The 20,362-nt window shown below is 40.2% G+C and carries 9 protein-coding genes; 2 read left to right on the top strand and 7 right to left on the bottom strand.

Annotated elements, in window-relative coordinates:
- Positions 1–129 precede the first annotated feature (129 nt).
- The 7 genes from DXB58_RS01250 to DXB58_RS01220 all read right to left on the bottom strand — a co-directional run bounded on the left by DXB58_RS01250 (position 130) and on the right by DXB58_RS01220 (position 15,141).
- Complete coding sequence (locus DXB58_RS01250; protein WP_122135645.1) at positions 130–2,265, bottom strand: hypothetical protein; 2,136 nt, start codon at positions 2,263–2,265, stop codon at positions 130–132.
- 76 nt (positions 2,266–2,341) lie between these two features.
- Positions 2,342–4,063 (bottom strand): RagB/SusD family nutrient uptake outer membrane protein, encoded by a 1,722-nt coding sequence (locus DXB58_RS01245; protein WP_122135644.1) that lies wholly within the window; start codon positions 4,061–4,063, stop codon positions 2,342–2,344.
- Positions 4,064–4,084: 21 nt separating this feature from the next.
- Positions 4,085–7,135: a SusC/RagA family TonB-linked outer membrane protein gene (locus DXB58_RS01240; protein ID WP_122135643.1), complete on the bottom strand. Its 3,051-nt coding sequence runs from the start codon at positions 7,133–7,135 to the stop codon at positions 4,085–4,087.
- Between the two features lie 46 nt (positions 7,136–7,181).
- Positions 7,182–9,194, bottom strand: a complete 2,013-nt coding sequence (locus DXB58_RS01235; protein WP_122135642.1) for a RagB/SusD family nutrient uptake outer membrane protein — start codon at positions 9,192–9,194, stop codon at positions 7,182–7,184.
- A gap of 21 nt (positions 9,195–9,215) precedes the next feature.
- Positions 9,216–12,395: a TonB-dependent receptor gene (locus tag DXB58_RS01230; RefSeq protein ID WP_117937016.1), complete on the bottom strand. Its 3,180-nt coding sequence runs from the start codon at positions 12,393–12,395 to the stop codon at positions 9,216–9,218.
- A 60-nt stretch (positions 12,396–12,455) separates the two neighbouring features.
- Positions 12,456–14,072 (bottom strand): fimbrillin family protein, encoded by a 1,617-nt coding sequence (locus DXB58_RS01225; protein ID WP_369906962.1) that lies wholly within the window; start codon positions 14,070–14,072, stop codon positions 12,456–12,458.
- A 55-nt stretch (positions 14,073–14,127) separates the two neighbouring features.
- Positions 14,128–15,141 (bottom strand): fimbrillin family protein, encoded by a 1,014-nt coding sequence (locus DXB58_RS01220; RefSeq protein ID WP_158571540.1) that lies wholly within the window; start codon positions 15,139–15,141, stop codon positions 14,128–14,130.
- A 399-nt stretch (positions 15,142–15,540) separates the two neighbouring features.
- Between DXB58_RS01220 and DXB58_RS01215 the strand changes: the two genes are divergently transcribed.
- Both DXB58_RS01215 and DXB58_RS01210 read left to right on the top strand, forming a co-directional pair.
- A complete protein-coding gene (locus tag DXB58_RS01215) occupies positions 15,541–16,719 on the top strand; it encodes a phage integrase SAM-like domain-containing protein (RefSeq protein ID WP_122135705.1) in 1,179 nt (392 codons plus the stop codon).
- Positions 16,720–17,222: 503 nt separating this feature from the next.
- On the top strand, positions 17,223–20,354 hold the full coding sequence (locus DXB58_RS01210; protein ID WP_122135639.1) for a TonB-dependent receptor: 3,132 nt from the start codon (positions 17,223–17,225) through the stop codon (positions 20,352–20,354).
- The last annotated feature ends 8 nt before the right edge of the window (positions 20,355–20,362 follow it).

The following is a 20,362-nucleotide window of genomic DNA, read 5'->3' as shown; positions in this document are numbered from 1 at the left end:
TTAATAAAGAAATGGAATATCATCCATTTATATGGCGATTCGTGCAAATGCAAAAAAAAGAACAACCCGATACTATAACCAGATTGTTCTTTCCTTAATAAACTTATACTAAATAGAATAAGACTTTTCCTATTCTTTCGGTTCTTCCGTTTCGGATTTCTTCAAAGTTTCGGCGCCTACATAATAACCAAGGTTAGTTCCCTGATTATATCCCATGTTCTGCATAGCCTGAGACATATCATAGTTATGGTCTGTCATCAAGTGCGGTAGACGGTGAGTGGTAGGATGATTCGTAGAAAATATATAAATTGATTTATAATCACTTGAACCTAAAATAACCTCTTCACGATAGTCACCCAAAAAATCTCCATAATAACAAGGATTGTATTTTGAAGTATGATTTCCCTGATTACTGCCATAAAGGTCAAAAGATATCAGACGATTCTTATTTGACTTGTTTACATCAGGATTAGCTTTATAGCTCACAATACAACCGCGGTCTAACATTTCCCTAGTAGACTGGCCACTCCAATAAATAGCCACATTATACATAACTCCACTACCAATTCCAGTAGGATATGTAGTAGAAACCAATCCGGTACCATTACAACTGAACATACCTTCTTGCGTAGAAGACCAATATTCAAAATCCGGACTATCCGGGTCAACATCCGCTACTATACAACGCCCGACATCACTTGCATCTACCGGCAAATTTCTACCATGACCAGTAATCATACTACCATCTCTTGCATTAATTACCTGACAAGCATATCCATTTCCCTGCCCTTCATAATCTTTTGCTTCTTCAAAAGAAGCAACAATCTGCAATCCGGAACGGTCTTTAATGAATTTTCCGACATGCAATATATCTCCATGTCCATTTCCGTTACACCATAATTCGCTTCCATCATCATCAATTGCTGCCGAACCGTATAAAATTTCATCCTTACCGTCACCATCCAAATCGGCTACACGAAAACAGTGTGAACACATACCCTTCCATTTGGATGCATGATCCGCCGTATCAAATTTCCAACGTGGGACCAACTCATTACCTTTCAAATCAAGTGCCCATACTTGCCAGTTTTTATAGATCCCCCTACTGATTATCAAACTTGGATTAGTAGTTCTCACTCCGGTTGCTTCATCAGGAATACCATCCAGATAAGCAACTCCGATAAAGAAACGGTCCATACGATTGCCAAAATCATCTCCCCAATATTCGCTCCAATACTTGGCACGTGACACTTTCGATCCTTCTCCTCCACGTGGAATATTATCTATACGAGTTATTTCACGTCCGTCATATCCCCTGCAAATAGAAATATATTCAGGACCTTCCATTATCAAACCGCAAGTAGTAGCTGTAGACGGGTCATTCGGATCTCTCGCAATAGCCGCTCCGGAGTACCAACCTTTACCATCTGTTTGGCGGTTACGATAATCATTTATCTTACCGTTTGCATCAGTTATGATCTTTCCATCAGCAAACTTGGTACCTTCGGACGAACGGAAAGCTATTTCGCACAAACCGTCACCGTCAAAATCATACAAAATATAAGAAGTATAGTGTGACCCTGAGCGAATATTAATACCTAAATCTATTTGCCACAAGAAAGTCCCGTCCATTTTATAGGCTTCCAATAAAGTAGTACCATTAAACCAAACTCCCATATTCGCCCCGTCATATGGTTCTCTCTTTACCACAATCTCCAGTTCACCGTCGCCATCCAAATCACCTAGCTGAATATCATCAGGAGAATATGTAATCGATGCATCAGGTACATTCAAGTTTAATCTAATCTCATGATAAAACTTTTCTGCCATTTCAGAGGTAAACGTATAATCGCAAAGCGTTTCAGTCTGATTGGCAAGAGTGACCCGATATACATTCGTTTTTGATACATCAATATCTGCATCCACCCAGGAAGTCGTATTTGAAATAGGTTCCTCATTCAATTTCACTTCCGCCTCGCCGTCTACCGACTTATAAATATCAAAAGCAACATTAGACGGATCAGTCTTCAATAATCTCCAGCTAATCAATGCGGATGAAATCCCCGATGAATTATTGGAATCAGAAGCTGAAATAGGATCATAACTCACCCACATGGCACGACTACCCGTTATGACCTCGGTCGGCAGAGGAGGCAATTCTTCTGTCGGGTTGTCATTGTTCACTTCAACGACGGGGTCATTATCTGAACAGGCAACTATCGCCAACAAACAAAACAACCCCAATACTATATAATGTTTCTTCATTTCTTTCGTTTTTTAAACATTAACATCTGTTCTATGCAAGAACATTATCACTATTTGTCAGCATTCCAGTTGTGGATTACCACCCCGGATTCTGCTCCAAATTAGGATTTTTCGATTTCTCACTCTGAGGAATCGGGAAGAAATACATTTTATCATCCCAACTTCTTTCTTTTACCTTACGCTCATACGTATAAGTATCATCCCCATTCTTCGTAATCTTCATTTCAACAATGTTCTTGAAATGTTTGTCACCCTCCTTCCAACGGCGTACATCCCAAAAACGATGTCCTTCAAAAGCTAATTCTACCATACGTTCATTCTGATATTTCTTCCAGAAAGCGTCATTGGCCATCCCTTGAGGGAATCCCGGCATTTCGGCACGCGTACGAACTACTTTGATAGCATCTACAGCCGAAGTCGTAAATTCACTATCCGTTGCATACGGACTCCCCAGATACTTATATACAGCCTCCGCATAATTCAAATAGAACTCCCCAAAACGGAACGTAATCCATGAATGGTAGGTCTTTGAAGCTGTACCGGCACGCAAGTCCACTGCCGTCTGACAATACTTCTTCAGGTAATAGCCTGTCGGAGTACCGCCACTCAAAGGTTCCGCATTTAGTCCGCCCTGATAAGTTTGCAGAGGAACAGTATTCCAGTTAGGCCACTTTTCGTCTCCATTCTTGGCAATAGTCAGATAGAAACGAGGGTCGCGGTTGGTATAATAGGGATTAGCAGGATCATAGTTATCCAACTCGTCCGGACGCATCCCTGTATCCTTCATCTCATACGCATCTACCAATGTCTGTGTGGGACAGTTTCCACCTTTACAATTTTCCAGCCCGACCGGGAAGTTATATCCCTCAAAAGAATTAGTGGTAGTAGTGGCACGACGGAGAAAAATCAATTCACTAGTAGCGTCATTGTAACTGTCCTTACTCCAAAGTGACGAATAATCATCCACTAAGAGTTTTGCCTTTTCAGCAAATCCATTACTGTCATCCAAAATTTCCTTATTGGCCTTAGCTGCACGATACCACAGCTCTTTATCATCAGTCGGGTTAAACAAAGGACTTGCCGCATACAATGCTGCACGAGCTTTCAAGGCCAATACCGTTTTACGGTTGGCACGTCCAGTTTCCGCCGGGCTACTAGGTAATGCCATATCCCCCAGTTTACTGTAATCGACAATAATCTTATCCTTTATATCATCACATTCGGCTATGATATAATCAAAAATTTCCTGTGCCGGTCTGCGCGATAATGTATTCGATTCTTCGGCCGTTAATATATGGTCACTAAACGGCACATCTCCATATTGCCGTACCAAGTTAAAGTAGAAATACGCACGAAGGAAACGCACCTCATACTGGTAATTGGTATAACGGAACATCTGTTGTGCATAATCACTGTTCAAAGCCAACTCGGGAAATGTCAGTCCGGTAAACTTCTCCAGATATAAATTACAATTGGCTATCCCTTCATAACAGGACGTCCACATGCTACTTTTAGCATTCGACGGACTCCAAGAGCCATTGTAAAAGTCTTCAATCTGATTTCCCGTATACGCATATTCGGACTCATCTGTAGCAGAACCAAGAATTGCCCCGCTATAATTTCCAAAGTCCACATCCATGGACAAATAGATATTTGTTATCAGCCCTCCCACATTACCGAAGTTGAGCTTCACAAAATCCTCATCATAGTTATTGTACTCATGATATTCCATCTTATCTGAGCAGGAACCGAGTGTGGCTACACACATCATTCCGTAGATAATGTTTTTCAGTTTCATTCTTTCGCTTTGTTTTTATGATTAAAAACCAATCGTAACACCGACTACTACACTCTTATTCAGCGGAGTCGCTACACCATAACATTCCGGATCTGCCACATCAATATGATCTGAACAGAACAAGTCTGTTCCTCTGACATATAACTTGGCACTCCCTAATATCTTAGTCTTCTTCATCAATTCTTTCGGAAATCTGTAATACACCTCCGCATTACGTAACTTCAAAAATGACCGGTCTGCCAACCAAACCGTATTAGCCTGATAGTTATTGGCATTACTCTGTGAACTCAAACGAGGATATTTGGCATTTTGATTTTCCGGTGTCCAACGATTCTCATAATAATGAGTAGAGAGTGTCGTATTATTTATCAACGGCCAAAACATACTCTTCGTATTCAATACAGCAGAATAGTTACCTGTCCCCTGGAACATTACATCTACTCCAATCCCTTTCCATTCCGCTCCCAAATGGAAAGAATAATAAATTTCCGGGGCTGTCGTACTATAACCGATAGCTGTTTTATCATTGGCATCAATGATTCCGTCTCCATTCACATCTTTATATTTTATATCTCCCGGCACTACCGTACTAAAGTTTTGCGTAAGACTGTTTGCTATATCCTCTTCATCTTTGAAGAAACCTTCAGCTATCATTCCATACACTTGTCCCAACCGATTTCCTGTTTGCACAAGATTATTATATAAACGCGGTTCTTCCAGTTGCTCCTTAATTTCATTCTTATTCCAAGCAAAATTACCGCCAAGGTTGAACACTACATCTCCTAACCGTTTCGTATAGTTAAGCCCTAGTTCCATGCCATAACTATCAACGATCCCGGCATTCTCGAACGGAGCATCCACTCCCAATACATTGGTATATTTACCTTCGGAAGATACCCAAATATCTTTTCTCCGTTGATAATAGCCTTCTGCCGTCACATTCAGTCCATTGAACAACACAGCATCAACACCAACATTATATTTATACGCTTTCTCATGTGTCGAATTAGCAGTTGCCAAACGGCCGATAATAGTACTCCCGAATTCGGAGTCATAACTACTGTTAAACTTATATTGTGTACCGGTAGTCGTATAAATCTGGTCCCAATAATCGTAGACGGTGTCGTCTCCGTCTTTAGGCAGATAATCAACATTGATCACGCCAAACGAAGCACGCAATTTCAAGAAATTCACCCAAGACACCTCTTTCAACCATTTTTCTTCCGAAAGCACCCAAGCAGCAGAAATGGTAGGAGAGAAAGACCATTTATGTCCCGGTGCCAATAAACTGGAGGCCGAACCTACCAATGCCAGATCCAAATAGTAGCGATTAGAGAAGCCTACATGATTATACCAAGAAACATTTTGCCGATAGATAGTAGTGTTCAGACCGTAAGAATCACGATATTCATACTCCCATTTCAATTGAGAATACACATCCCACTTTTGGAACGAACGATTGTAATCAACACTACCTGCAAAGTTAAATTGGCGTGCCCAATTGTCAATCCCCGCACCCGAACCCATTTCACTGGATTCGCCACCAGAAATAGCAGTATAAAACGGACCGTTAGTTGTCCAGCTTGTTGCATAACCGGCATACTTATAAGTCTTGCTATGGTCTTCCAGAATATTGGAATAGTTGTCATAAGCTAAACGAAAATTAGCTCCCAATCCTTTCAGCAGACCAGACAAATCTTGTGATAAGGTAAGGTCGGCGAACAAACTACGGGAATGTCCTTTAGAATAAGAAGCTCCCTGCGATTGTGCGACTGGATTCGACGTCCCCGCCCAAGTAGTGCTTCCTCCCCAACTGCCATCTTCCGTACGAACCGGAAAAGCTGCAGAAGGAACCGAATAAATCATATCCCATAAGTTAACCGAAGCTCCCGGAAGTCGGGATTCGGACAATGTACCGAGAAGGTTCAACTTTAATTTGGTAGTAGCTGTTAAATCAATATCCAGATTCGTACGCAAATTAGCACGCGAATACATATTCTGTGTAGAATATCCGTCATTTGCATTCGGGGTTTTGATAAAACCTTTGTCTGTTAATAAATTCGCCATAGTATAGTAGCGGAACTTTGCCCCTCCTCCGCGGAATTCGATCGTATATTTATTAGAAACTCCTCTGTCTTTAAAAGTTTCATCAATCCAGTTCACATTAGGATAAAGATAAGGGTACATACGGGAAGCCCCACCACTGCCTACTCCATTACGAAAAGCATCGACTTCTTCCGGAGTATATCGAGCTCCCAAACCTTCATATCCACGTGCTTCATTCACTGCAGAAGCATACGTAGCCGCATCTACAAATTCCGGACGTCGAGACTGAGTGTTAATGATATGATCATACGTAAACGTTATCTCTTTTGTTTTGTACTTACCACGCTTCGTCGTTATCAAGATCGCACCGTTCACTCCTTTGTATCCGTACAATGCCACAGCCGCGGCATCTTTCAGGATGGAAACGGATTCTACTTCTTCCGGACTTACCAAACTCATGTCTCGTTCCAAACCGTCAACCAGCACGAGCGGTGTACTACTTGACAAGCTCTGCAAACCACGCACATAGAAGGTAGGATCTGCCATTAGCCCGGTACTAGCCGCATTCTGCAAAGTGGTAAGGCCCAATCCATATCCATATAGAGAATTGGATATATTCCGGGAAGACCGCTTATTAAACTCTTCATTATAGGTGGTAGAAACTGCTGCCGTTGATTCATGACGATTAAATGTCCGGTTAGCTCCCACATCAATAGTCTGAGCTGCATATCCCATCACAATGGTCATCGGACCATCAGTCTTTGCCACAACGGTGGTAGAGCCTTTGTCGACAGAAACGACACTCAAGCGTTGTCCTTTCTCGACCGCAATCTCGAATTTACCGTCTTTATCAGTTTCAACCCGAGTCTCCACTGCGCCACCTTCCACATTAACGGACGCTCCATAGACTGGATTTCCCGATTTATCAACAACAATACCTATAATGTTGTTGTCTGTATTCTGCGCTCTGACCGGAATGCTCAAACAAACCAGTAAAGCCAGTATCAGAATCTTATTTTTTCTCATATAAATCAATATTCAATATTGTTTTAATCTATTTCGCTGTCTCACATTACCAACCCGGATTCTGAATTAGTCCATATCCTTTGTTAATTTCCGTTTGCGGGAATGGAGAAAGATACCATTTAGAATCAAATCCGTATGTCCACCACCGACGAACCGGCTTGGATAACTCAAACCTTTCATATTCAAAACGAGTAGGCTGCAATGCTCCCTTGTTTTTATCTCCTTCATTCCATTTAGCATTCCCTGTTATACGATTACCAGTATCATCCAAACGATAGGCGAGTAACCCGTGCAGGCGCTTCTCGAAACGATCGGCACGTTTGTAACGGATAAGATCAAAGTAACGGCTATCTTCAAGCCCCAATTCCCGAACACGTTCACACAGCAATTCTTCCAATAAGGCAGCTTTGTCAGAAAGTAAATTCTTATCTGTAACACACTCCGCCAAATCTTTCTTTAATCCCACGCGGGCACGTACTATATTCATTTGGTTAATAGCGCCCCGGTAATCGTTCTTGGCTTGAAGCAAGGCCTCTGCATAGGTCAAATAAATGTCAGACAAACGAAGATATACCCAATGCGTATACTGACGTTGGTACTCTGTTCCCAAATAATATTTCATATTTTTATAACCAGTCGCATAGTTACCTGATTCAAGTGCTGCATTTTGTCCTTCATCGTATCCTCCGACCCACAATTCATAAGGTAAACCGGACATTGTTCCGGCACTCCAGTCTAACATCTTTGGCAATCCATTCACCATGCAATGCTCATACAGACGAGGGTCACGGGTTAATACAATTTCCGACAATAGTTGTTCTCCATTTTTAAATGTTCCGGTCAAGAACATTTCATCCAACTTACCTTCTGTTTCTGCCTTTTTCCAGTCAAATGGAGTGCCGTCGGCCCATGGGAACATCTCCACATATTCCTGTGTAGGCGGATATTCAGTACGGCAAAGTGACGGAACAGCCCAGGAATGCCACATATAAGAACTTGAATTGAAAGCGTCCGACATATTCGTGCGGACAGAATGCAAGACCTCCTTGCTGTTCTGACGAATATATCCCATACGATATGCCTGACGATACTGCTCCGGTGTTTCTTCCGAAGCCTTATTCAGACTGTACCCGCCTTGACTCTCCAGCTCTTTAAAGAATGCCTCACAAGCCTTCAAACAGTTATCCCAAAGTTCCGCATGATAGCCGCCGTACCATACCAGACGTTGCTGTTCAGCCTCTGAATTTCCTCCTGCATATCCGTTGACATCATTAAACAACGGAGAAGCGGCAAATTGCCAGATTTTACATTTCAATGCCATAGCACCGGCCTTTGTCCAGTGTCCGGCCTTGCTAGCAAGATCGGCATCAGCATAAGCCCACACCAATCCACCGGAATTGATAGCATCATCCAACATCTTTATCATGTAGTTAACAGTCTCCTCTACCGTAGCACGGGGGATTTCATAACCTGACTCCGTACCGGTGAATGAAGCGTATAATAATGGAAGACCTCCATAATGACGGAACATATCAAAATAACGCGCCGCAATCAGACATTTAGCTTCTGCCACCAACTGTGTTTTTTCAGTGTCATCCATGCCCGGTACTCTATCGATGTTTTCCATTAACAACCAACACCAACGCACTACTTCCCATACCATTTCCCGTGTATATGGGAAGATATTACCACGCGTGCCATAGTTGGCATTGAGAGAACCCAAATAATACTGCTGATATACAGTCGCATCACTAAAATAAAGTGACCAGCAGTCTGTTAGCGCATCCTTCTTTCCTAAATAAGGGCTGGAAGAATCAGGAATATTACCGTTACTGTCTGTATTATAAGGTAATCCGTAATACTGTCTACTGTAGCAGGTATTCAAAAATTGGCGCGTATATTCAGCACTATTGAACACTGTGTCAATAGTAGCATTTCCGCCCGGTGCCTTATCCAAAAAAGAGTTTCCGAATTTAATTTCGTCCACACATGAAGTGGAAACCAAACAAACCGCCGCTCCCAACATCGCACCGATGAACCATTTATTTTGTAATTTCATTGTATCTTTCCTTTATCTATTTTAGAATCCTAATTTCAAGCTCAACGTATAAGTCTTGGACAATGGATAAGAAGGTGCATTAGTAGCTCTTGCCTCCGGATCACCCCACAAATAAGGTGTTATAGTCCACAAATTATATCCCGCAAAAGCCAACTGACATGTATTCAGTCCAAGTTTCTTCATCAATGGGAAGTGAAAATTGTATGCCACCTGAAGAGTTTTCAAACGCAAGTATTTTGCATCTTTCTCATATAAAGTGGAGGTAGCATAATTATTCTTCGCATTATCAATGGTAGCTCTCGGATACTCCGAAGATTGTGACGGATTTTCCGGTGTCCATGTGTGGTCCAAATGGTATGCCAACAATCCTCCCTGCTCGCTATTGGAAGATGAATAAAACGGCTGACGAAATACATCCGAAATCATACGACTTACGTTCCAGGCCCCTGTCCATTGAGTACTTATTTCCAGATTCTTCCAACTGAATCCTAAATTAATACCTAGCATATATTCAGGATCGTCTGTAAAGCCATAGTCATAACTTGCATCATTTGCATCAATCTTACGGTCACCATTCAAGTCAACATATACTGCATCTCCATTTTGAAGAATACTCTCGTGAGTGGGGAACGGACGATTAAATGTCTGTTCATATAAGGCAGGTGTCTCCTCATCATAGAAGCGCCAGAAAACATATTGGCTACGCGAACCGATACGGTGTCCTTTCTGGTATTGATATAAATTATTCTGCGGGGCTTCCTTCTTTTCAAGAATCTCATTCTGATTATAAGAAAGGTTAATACCCGCCCAATAACGGAAATTATCACCAATCTTATCGTTCCATTTTAAAGAAAGTTCCCAACCCCAACTGTCTACACTTCCTAAATTTGAATATGGAGTAATGAACCCCAACATTCCCGGAGCTGTACCATCACGCAAAAGGATATCATTACGACGTTCTTTATAATATTCAAAGGTTGCTTTCAGACGGTCGTCAAGGAAATTAATATCAACACCATAGTTCCGCTTCAGGGCTTTTTCCCATGTCACAGCAGCATTATTCTTAGCTACCTCACGCGCACCCAGACTAACAGTACCATTATCTACTCCAAACCCATATCCCCAAGCGTTAGTCGCTCCTCCACTTGCTGTTACACGGTTAGCCAAATCACCTAAACCGACATTATATGGATCAGCCATGTACATAAACCGCGATCCCCCAATATTATCGTTACCTACTAAACCGACACTGGCACGTAATTTCAAAAAGCTAACCACCGATTTCAAAGGACGGAAAAACTTCTCTTCACTCATCACCCAACCTATAGAACCAGCCGGAAAATAAGAAAAGCGCAAATCAGACGCAAAGTTCTCCGAACCGTTATAACCCACATTAAACTCTGCCATATAGCGACTCTTCCAATCATAAGTGACACGTCCGACTAATCCGACATATCCATGAGGAATGTCCGAATATACTTTCGGATAATATTCTTTCTGTTGATTATACAAAACCAAGGCTGTCACTGTATGATCACCAAAAGTACGATTATAATTAAAGCTGGCTTCCATATACCAATTACGTGCTTTGCCTGTAGTATACGAATACTTCACATCTGTATTTTCTCCAAACTTACGATAAGCAATACTACCGTCATCCATCAATACAGGAGTGTATGTAGCGATAGACCCACCAGAACCGACTTTATTAACTGTAAACGAGCTGTTATAAGATCCCTTCACTTTAAAAGAAAGTCCTTTAGTCAAAAAGTCCATTTTCTGGTCCAGAATCACATCCACATTCAGCGAATTATTGCTAGTCTGGCTGAATCCATTTCCATAATATCCCATACCAGTGCCTCCTGTAAATGGTAATTTCAGTCCGTCTGAATAAGTTTCATCGCTCGAATTTACCAATTTCCCGTCTATGATTCCCGGACTGGAGAAAGGAGTAGCATAATACATATTTTTAATCAATCCGGAAGATCCCTGACTCGTACGCGGTTGATCTGAATTATTCACATTACCACTAATATTGAATGACAAAGTAGTAGTTTTGGTGACATCCATATCCAAATTTGTACGATAGTTGAACCGACGGTACTGGTAGCTTAAATTATAAGGAAGATCAAATTCACTAAAAAGTCCTCCTTGCGTATAGGCACCTGCAGAGATAAAATAACGTACTTTATCTGTTCCTCCCGAGATATTCAAGTTATGCTGGCTCTGAAGCGTAGAGCTTTTCATAATATAGTCAGCCCATTGTATATTGGGGAAACGAATAGGATCGGAACCATCCGCAAATTTTTGAATCACATCACCACTAAATAAGGCAGATTTACCATCACCGGACATCATTTGATTATGAAAACGGGCATAATCATAAGAACTTGCCTGTTCTACCATTTTTGTAGGCATCAACACAGAAGCAGAAGTAGTAAACGAAATTTTCGCCTTTCCTTCCTTTCCTCGTTTAGTTGTAATCAGAATGACCCCATTTGCTCCACGAATACCAAATACGGCTGTTGCCGAAGCATCTTTCAAGATAGAAATGGATTCAATTTCATTCGGGTCGATATCACTCATACTTTCACGATCCACACCGTCTACCTGAATTAACGGTGAAGAATTCTCCCAAGTAGCTTTACCACGAATAAAAATTTCAGCGGCATCCGCTCCCGGCTCACCAGAATATTGCACAGTAGTCAAACCTGTCATCTGCCCTCCTAATACATTGGAAACCGAACCTACAGATACACGGGTCAATTCTTCTCCTTTCACACTAGCGATAGCTCCTGTCATGGTCACTTTCTTCTGGGTACCATAGGCTACAATTTCCACCTCCTCAAGAGCAGTCACATCCTCTACCAAAATGACTTTCATGTCATTCTTTGCTACGACTTTTTTATCGGTATAACCTATAAAAGATACTTTCAGTTTCGTACCGGGACGTACATTTATTCTAAATACACCGTCAATATCGGTAATTGTACCGTTAGATGTTCCTTCCGCAAGTACACTTGCTCCAATTATCGGTTCTCCTTGGCTATCTACTACTGTTCCTTTTATAGTACTTTGCTGCTGTACAACTTCGACGGCTGCCGAAGCTGTTTGCAATCCCCATGCAGGTGCAAAAGTTGCTATAGTGAAAAACAGAGCGACAGGTAAGGTTGTCCCCTTTATAAAGTTTTTCTTATTCATATATGTATATGTTCATGATATAAGTATAGTTGACGGACTTTATATACCGTCCTATTTATTTTAGAATGCGAGCATCATACGGAAATAGCCGGCGCGTGAACCACGCTCACAAATAATGTGATATCTTCCACCAGCCATACCGTGCGTCCATTGGTTGGCAGCAGAACGTTGCGTGCTGCTCCAATAGTGTCCACTATTAGTTCCTGAATCAACAGAGGTCATTTCATCACCATTTACATTCTTGAGACTACGGTTGATAACACTCAAATTCTTAGCAACTGTATCCCAGCACATTATAGAAGGCAGATACCAAGGAGTCACACTTGTCGGAACGGCTTCCGATTCGCGATAAGTCTTGATATACTCATAAGCATGGTCGCAAGTAGAGGGACTTCCCTTCTCTTCGTAACACATAGTAAGTATCTGTGTGTTATTATATCCCATTAGTGCAGGAAAAACTAATGAGGCATCATTCTTGTTGGCATCACTCTCTGTATTGCAACCTACAAATTTACCTGCCCAATCCTCATCTGAAGTGAACCAGTCTGAATAATAGCCGGCCTTGCTGGTATGGAACATTTGCATGGCAATATCGTTTTGTTCATCATCTTTTACTAATGAATTCTTTACAGATAGTACTACCCCGTGTGTACAAGTAGGAAAGTCACGACGCAAAGCATCAATCTCTGCAGAATAAAGTTCGGGATGTGTTACGCTAGGCTGTGAATTACCTACATAACATACAATACCAATCACATTTTCCGGTACTGTTTCCGCATCTACAGAAACTATTTTTCCATCTGCACAGAAATAATCCCCGACCTGCAAAGTATGGTTAATCTTACTTTTATCTTCGATGGCATACATCTTCGCTGTTCCTCCTTCCAGAGTACCTTTAGCTTCATATTCCATTTCACCCACGCCTGTATAAGTACCCTTGATTGAGAATTCCTTACTCGGATTAACCAAAAAACGATATGTATCCGTACTTTCCTGATAATAAGGAGTTGCTTGAGTATTGTTCACTGTAAACGAACCGGCTGTTAATGGTAACAAATAATCATCTATACCGCCATTTGTAAAGCTATAGGTCAAATTAGGCATCTTCACTACCGCAAGAGCCATCCGATGTTGCATAGTAAAAGCGATCTGTCCTTTCAAACGGTCCCCCTGAACACTACCCGTACTCGTCATCAAATCATATTGCGTATAATTTCCTTCATTTTGTTCATCACCAATTTTCCAATTGTTGACATACGTTTCAAAAGGGTCTACTTTAGTCGGATCAAAAGTTACATTTGCATTATACGGATAGTATGCATAAAAAGTCATCCGCTGAAATTGTGAACCTTTGTATTCAATAGGATCTCCCCCATCGGTCAATTCCCAATAACCATCTGTCAGTGTGAATTTCCGATTCTTGATATCCTCTACCACCGTTTCTCCTCTTACCGCAAATATACCGATAGCATCTCCGTTAGAAAATCGGGTAGTATATCCATTCTCTGTAGCACGTGTCTTGCCACTTTCATCCATAAATCCTTCATCAGACACACTAATCTGAAATCCCTGCAAAGAATCCGGCGTTTCTCCGGTGAGTTCTTCATTTTGCGAGCAAGACGCAACTATGGCTGCGCCAGCCAGAAAAAGCATTGATATATAATTATATACTTTCATAAATCTCATGTTTATATTTTTAGCATTTTTTGTCTATACTAGATTGGTAAACAGATCACTTCACAATAGGCTGTGGAGTTACGGTTTCTTCTGTAATATTCCAACTAGGGTTGGTTATCTCTGTTCCAGTTTCAGCTATACTAGGGTCGGATGTTATAGGATCGTGGTTTTCATCTTCCCATCCTATTATTTGCGTTTGTTCTGTAATTGTCAACACATAATTATTGTCCTCGTATTTATTTGTCTTGATGATATAATTATAAGAAAATCCCGATTTCAATTCTGTCAGGTTAGCAAACTCGGCTTCATAAAGATAACCGTTCATTCTAGCTTGGATAGTTACCTTGCCTTGCACCTTCTGTGGCAGTAAAATAGCTTGTACTGTATAATTATCCTGTTCTCCTATTTTATCCCAATATATATCATCTTCATCCGTAACAGGGTCTTCACTTACTGTTGTCTCCCCTGTTTTAGGATTAAATGTACCATTATTCTTAAGCCCAATAAGATAACAGGTTATATCTGCCAAGTCCACACCTTCGCCAGCTTGAAACTCCAATCTAATACGGCTCATCACATGATTGAATGCTAATGTCACATTCGGGGTTTGTGATGTAGCCTTCCCTTTGGCAAAAAGAAAGTCTATCTTCGCACGTTCTTTTGCTGTAGCTTGATTGTCACTGGCTGTAGTCACTTCCAATACAGGTTGTTCTTCACCTGATGTACCAGAAAATGGAGCATATGCCACTACATCATACTCTCCGGAACCTAATACCCAGATTTCTTCTGCATTTCCTCCTTTTGCAGCAAAAAGACCATTGCCTTTGTATTTGTAATGGATATTCACTTGTTCCGTACCACAAGTGATTCCTACCGAGTCTTCTGCCTCCCAGTTTGTTTCCGTAGCTCTTGTAACAAGATTGCTAGCCTCATGATTGTTTATTACTGCACTAAAAGAAACTTTCGCTCCCGTGTCACCGGTAAACTGAATATCAGTTTCTTTAATATCGTTGCTACATCCTGCTAAAAGTAGTAAGGCAACAGCAGTTGTGACATAGTTTTTTTTCATACCATGTTTTTTAAAGTTAAACATATTTTTGTTGATTAGTAAAATCGTCGTAAAGTAAAAAAGACAATGGCTGCATTCTTTTCCAACCAGCAATTGAAATAAATGAAGCATTTTTTTTGTTGTTTTCCATATCTATTAGCTATATCTGTTAAGTTAAACAAAAGTTAGATTCTCTTTTTAAAAGCAATTTTTCACACTCTACCTGTGAAAAAGTGTTGCAAACATAACGACTTAATCAAGATATAGCAATGCAGAATCGTACAAATGCATGGAAAATACCGTCTTTTGCACGATATTCCATGCTGTGGGAGCGATATTCGATTAGTTCCTAATGACTATGAACCTTTTTGTTTCTATTTTATTGTATGGAAAATAGTAATTTATAAACCTAAAAATGATATGGCGAATTTTTCAATTGTAGTTGTTCCAACTAAAAAATTATCAAATGGCAGACATCGAATAAGGATAGCCGTAGCACATCATTCTCAAACCAGATATATATCTACCCAATTTACTTTGGATTCTGCCAGTCAACTAAAAAATGGTCGAGTAGTAAGGCATGAGAATGCAGCGAATATGAATGCCTGTCTTCGGAAACTAATCAATGAGTATGAAGAAATTGTTACATCGATCAGCTATTTACCAGCAATTTCATGTACCGAACTTATACGTATAATTACTTATGAACAAAAGAAAAAAGGTATAACCTTTCAAGCTGTTGCAAAAGAATACATGAATTTCATGAAAGGAGAAGAGCGGGAGAAATCTTATAAACTTTATAAGATAGCTTCCGAAAGATTAGTCAAATATATGAAAGGGGATTTTCCTTTAATTCAATTGACACCTATACATATCCAAGAATTTGCCAAAGTTCTTCACGAGGAGAATCTGGCAGATACAACTATCAGAATATATCTGACTTTAATAAAGGTGATATTAAATTATGCCGGTAAGATGAATTATGTATCTTACTCCATTCATCCTTTTGTCCTCTTTAAGATGCCGGCAAGTAATGTGCGGGAACTTGATTTGTCAATAGATGAACTGAAGAGAATACGTGATATCCGGCTTTTAAAGCCTTCTTTATCCATGGTGAGAGATATTTTTATGCTTACCTATTATTTAGGCGGTATTAACCTGAGAGATTTATTAGTATATGATTTTAAAAATAAGAACGATATGCGTTATGTGCGTCACAAAACACGTAATAGCAAGAAAGGAAAAAATGAAATTGTATTTACTTTGCAGCCTGAAGCAAAAGTGCTCATAGATAAATATATGTCGAGAAATGGGCATTTGCAGTTTGGTAAATATTCATCTTATAAACAAATATATAGTTTAGTCTTCCGACATATAAATAAGGTAACAGAACTTTCGGGGGTAAAGAAAAAGGTTACTTACTATTCCGTTCGAAAGACATTTGCACAACACGGATATGATTTAGGCATTCAAATTGAAAAAATAGAATACTGTATCGGACACAGTATGAAAAATAACCGTCCTATCTTTAATTATATTAAGATTATGCAAGAACATGCCGATAAGGTGTTCCGTGCCGTACTTGACCAATTGCTATAGTATAGATAGTTTTTCACTGCTATTTTTATTTCCTTCTTTTGCTAATCGATTTCATTCCGATCGCTATCCTTTTTTCGTTCCACTATAGTTATCCGCAAAGTACACTATAGTTACCCTTGCGGATAACTATAGTCAAACGCAAAGATAACTATAGTGGAACGAAAAAAGATTCGCATACCGGATAACTCATAATAGGTAAAAAAGATATTAATGGTGCTAATTGTTCAAATCCTATCCTCAATTGATTGCTAGCTGCATGTAGTCGTTTGATGCGCAGGAAGTTATGTTTAAAAAGAGAATCTAACTTTTGTTTAACTCTATAATAAATATGCTATGTAAATATATTAATATCATACAATATATTATACTACTAAACCTCTATAAAGTACTACGTTACAGGAATATCCATATAAAAAGAAACAAAGAGTCTTCATTAGAAGATAAAAAGATAAATCAACAATAAAGGATCTATAAACCAATATTTATAACTTAATAATTAAAGTATGAAAAGCAACAAAAAAGGTAATCACCTGTACGCCTATAAGGATACTATCCGACGGCTATTTCTCCTCACTTTGTTTTCTTTTTTAATAGTAGAATCTTATGCCCAGAATAAGACAATTTCGGGCACAGTTACAGATTTCACCGGAGAACCGGTTATTGGTGCCAGTGTATTGGTTAATGGTACTACTAATGGTACAATTACTGATTTAAATGGCAAGTTTTCTCTTTCCAATGTGCCAATAAAAGGTACAATCACTATCACTTATATAGGATATAAAAAACAAGAAGTATCCGTAGCAGGAAATACCAACTTTAAAATTACTCTTCAAGAAGATACCGAGACCTTAGACGAAGTAGTAGTTGTAGGCTATGGAGTACAGAAAAAAAGTGACGTAACCGGTGCTATGGCTCGCGTAGGTGAAAAAGAACTGAAAGCAATGCCTGTAAGAAATGCGCTAGAAGGGATGCAAGGTAAAACAGCCGGTGTAGATATTACATCCAGTCAGCGTCCCGGAGAGGTGGGCAACATTAATATCCGTGGACAACGCTCTATTAATGCGGAACAGGGTCCACTGTATGTGGTAGACGGTATGGTAATTCAAAATGGAGGCATTGAAAATATCAATCCTTCCGACATTGAAGCTATTGACATTTTAAAAGATGCTTCAGCCACAGCTATTTATGGCTCACGTGGTGCCAACGGTGTGATTCTTGTAACTACCAAAAAAGGAAAAGAAGGTAAAGTGACCCTAAACTATTCCGGTACTGTCACTTTTGAAACGTTACACGATGTTACAGAAATGATGTCTGCCGCTGAATGGTTGGATTATGCCCGCTTAGCTAAATATAATGCAGGTTCTTATGCTTCTGCCACTCCAACTTATGAAGCAGATAAAGCTGCATTTGGTAGCGTAACCGCTTCATGGAAAAACATCGAAAAGGCATGGGTAAATGGAGTCTACGATCCATCTTTAGTAGGATCATACGACTGGGCTTCGCACGGTAAACAGACGGGGATTACACACGAACATACCTTAAGCGCATCCGGAGGGTCTGACAAATTCCAAGGCTATGCCTCATTCGGTTATTTGGACCAGAAAGGTACACAACCAGGGCAAGCATATGAACGTTATACATTAAAGACCTCATTTGATGTAACTCCTGTCAATTGGTTCAAAATGGGATCTTCAATTAATGCATCTTATTCCACTCAAGACTATGGATATAGTTTCTCCAAGTCTGTAACCGGTTCGGGTGATTTCTATAGCGCATTAAGAAGTATGATTCCATGGACAGTACCTTATGACGAAAACGGTGAATATGTCCGTTATCCGAGTGGGGATGTAAATATCATCAACCCTATTCGTGAATTAGACTACAACACCAACCAACGCCGCACTTTCCGTGCTTCTGCCAGTTTGTATTCGCAAATTGATTTCGGCAAAATCTGGAAACCCCTGGAAGGCTTATCTTATCGTCTTCAGTTTGGCCCTGAATTCCAATTCTACACTTTAGGAGTTGCTAATGCAGCAGATGGTATTAATGGAGATGGTAACAATGGTGCACAATACAAGAACGAACAAAAACGTGCATGGACATTGGATAACCTGATCTATTATAACAAAGCCCTGGGTCAACATAATTTAGGCATGACATTGATGCAATCCGCTTCGGCCTACCATTACGAGATGGGAGATATGAGAGCTACTAATGTAGCCTCATCGGATGAGCTTTGGTATAATATAGGATCTGCGGGTACACTAAACTCTTTTGGCACAGGTCTGACCGAAACTCAAATGGCATCTTATATGATTCGCCTAAACTATGGTTATAAAGATAAATACTTATTGACAGCATCTATGCGTTGGGACGGCGCCTCTCAATTAGCCGAAGGGCACAAATGGGCAAGTTTCCCTTCTGCTGCTATCGCATGGAGAATGGATCAGGAAGATTTCCTGAAAGACATCAGTTGGCTGAATCAGTTGAAACTTCGTATAGGTATGGGTGTTACAGGTAATGCGGCAATCAAAGCATATGCAACTAAAGGCGCTATCACAGGCTTATACTATAACTGGGGACAGAATGAGTCATCTTTGGGCTATGTACCTTCAGATCCTTCACAGAAGGAACCCGCCAAAATGGCTAATCCAACTCTAGGCTGGGAAAGAACTACACAATACGATGTCGGTGTTGACTACGGTTTCTTTAATAACCGACTTACTGGTAGTATCGATGCATACAAAACGAAAACTGATGATTTGTTACTGGAAATGTCAATTCCTTCACTAACGGGCTATGTTTCTACTTATGCCAATGTGGGTAAAACATCCGGATATGGAATTGACCTACAAGTAAATGCAATACCTATACAAACAAAAGATTTTTCTTGGAGCACTACTTTAACATGGTCAATGGATAGAAACCGAATCGACGAATTGTCTAATGGTAGAACAGAAGATGTGAACAACAAATGGTTTGTCGGTGAGGAAATCGGTGTTTATTACGACTGGGTATATGATGGCATCTGGAAAACAGAAGAAGCTGAAGAAGCTGCCAAATACGGACGTAAACCGGGACAAATCAAAGTGAAAGATTTAAATAATGACGATACAATAGATGCCAATGACGATAAGAAAATTGTAGGGCATACACGTCCACGCTGGACAGGTGGATGGAGTAACACTTTCAGCTATAAGAATTTTGAGCTATCCTTCTTTATTTTATCACGTTGGGGATTTACTGTTCCACAGGGAGCTGTTACTCTTGACGGTCGCTATATGCAACGTAAAATAGACTATTGGGTAGCCGGTACCAATGAGAATGCAAAATACTATTCACCCGGTTCCAACGGTGAAGGAGCCGATGCCTTTAACAGCGCAATGAACTATCAGGATGGTTCGTACATCAAAGTTCGTAATATCTCATTGGGTTATAACTTTACCCCACAACAATTAAAGAACTTGGGTATCAGTAATCTGAAGTTGTATGTTCAAGCCATGAATCCATTCAATATCTATAAGGCATGTGACTTTTTGGATACAGACTTGGTAAACTATGACAATAATGCCAAGACATTTGGTTCACCTACCACTTTGAAGAGTTTTGTAATAGGTGTCAACATCGGATTCTAATAAACAAA

The organism is Bacteroides sp. OM05-10AA, from assembly GCF_003439055.1.
GTDB classification, from domain to species: domain Bacteria; phylum Bacteroidota; class Bacteroidia; order Bacteroidales; family Bacteroidaceae; genus Bacteroides; species Bacteroides intestinigallinarum.
The sequence above is the reverse complement of the archived record's forward strand: the minus strand, read 5'-3'. Positions and strand labels throughout refer to the sequence as shown.

What these genes read in the sequence shown, in the direction of transcription:
- DXB58_RS01210 (WP_122135639.1), top strand. Translation starts at nt 17,223, where the DNA reads ATGAAAAGCAACAAAAAAGGTAATCACCTGTACGCCTATAAGGATACT.
- DXB58_RS01225 (WP_369906962.1), bottom strand. Translation starts at nt 14,072, where the DNA reads ATGAAAGTATATAATTATATATCAATGCTTTTTCTGGCTGGCGCAGCC.
- DXB58_RS01220 (WP_158571540.1), bottom strand. Translation starts at nt 15,141, where the DNA reads ATGAAAAAAAACTATGTCACAACTGCTGTTGCCTTACTACTTTTAGCA.
- DXB58_RS01235 (WP_122135642.1), bottom strand. Translation starts at nt 9,194, where the DNA reads ATGAAATTACAAAATAAATGGTTCATCGGTGCGATGTTGGGAGCGGCG.
- DXB58_RS01245 (WP_122135644.1), bottom strand. Translation starts at nt 4,063, where the DNA reads ATGAAACTGAAAAACATTATCTACGGAATGATGTGTGTAGCCACACTC.
- DXB58_RS01215 (WP_122135705.1), top strand. Translation starts at nt 15,541, where the DNA reads ATGGCGAATTTTTCAATTGTAGTTGTTCCAACTAAAAAATTATCAAAT.
- DXB58_RS01240 (WP_122135643.1), bottom strand. Translation starts at nt 7,135, where the DNA reads ATGAGAAAAAATAAGATTCTGATACTGGCTTTACTGGTTTGTTTGAGC.
- DXB58_RS01250 (WP_122135645.1), bottom strand. Translation starts at nt 2,265, where the DNA reads ATGAAGAAACATTATATAGTATTGGGGTTGTTTTGTTTGTTGGCGATA.
- DXB58_RS01230 (WP_117937016.1), bottom strand. Translation starts at nt 12,395, where the DNA reads ATGAATAAGAAAAACTTTATAAAGGGGACAACCTTACCTGTCGCTCTG.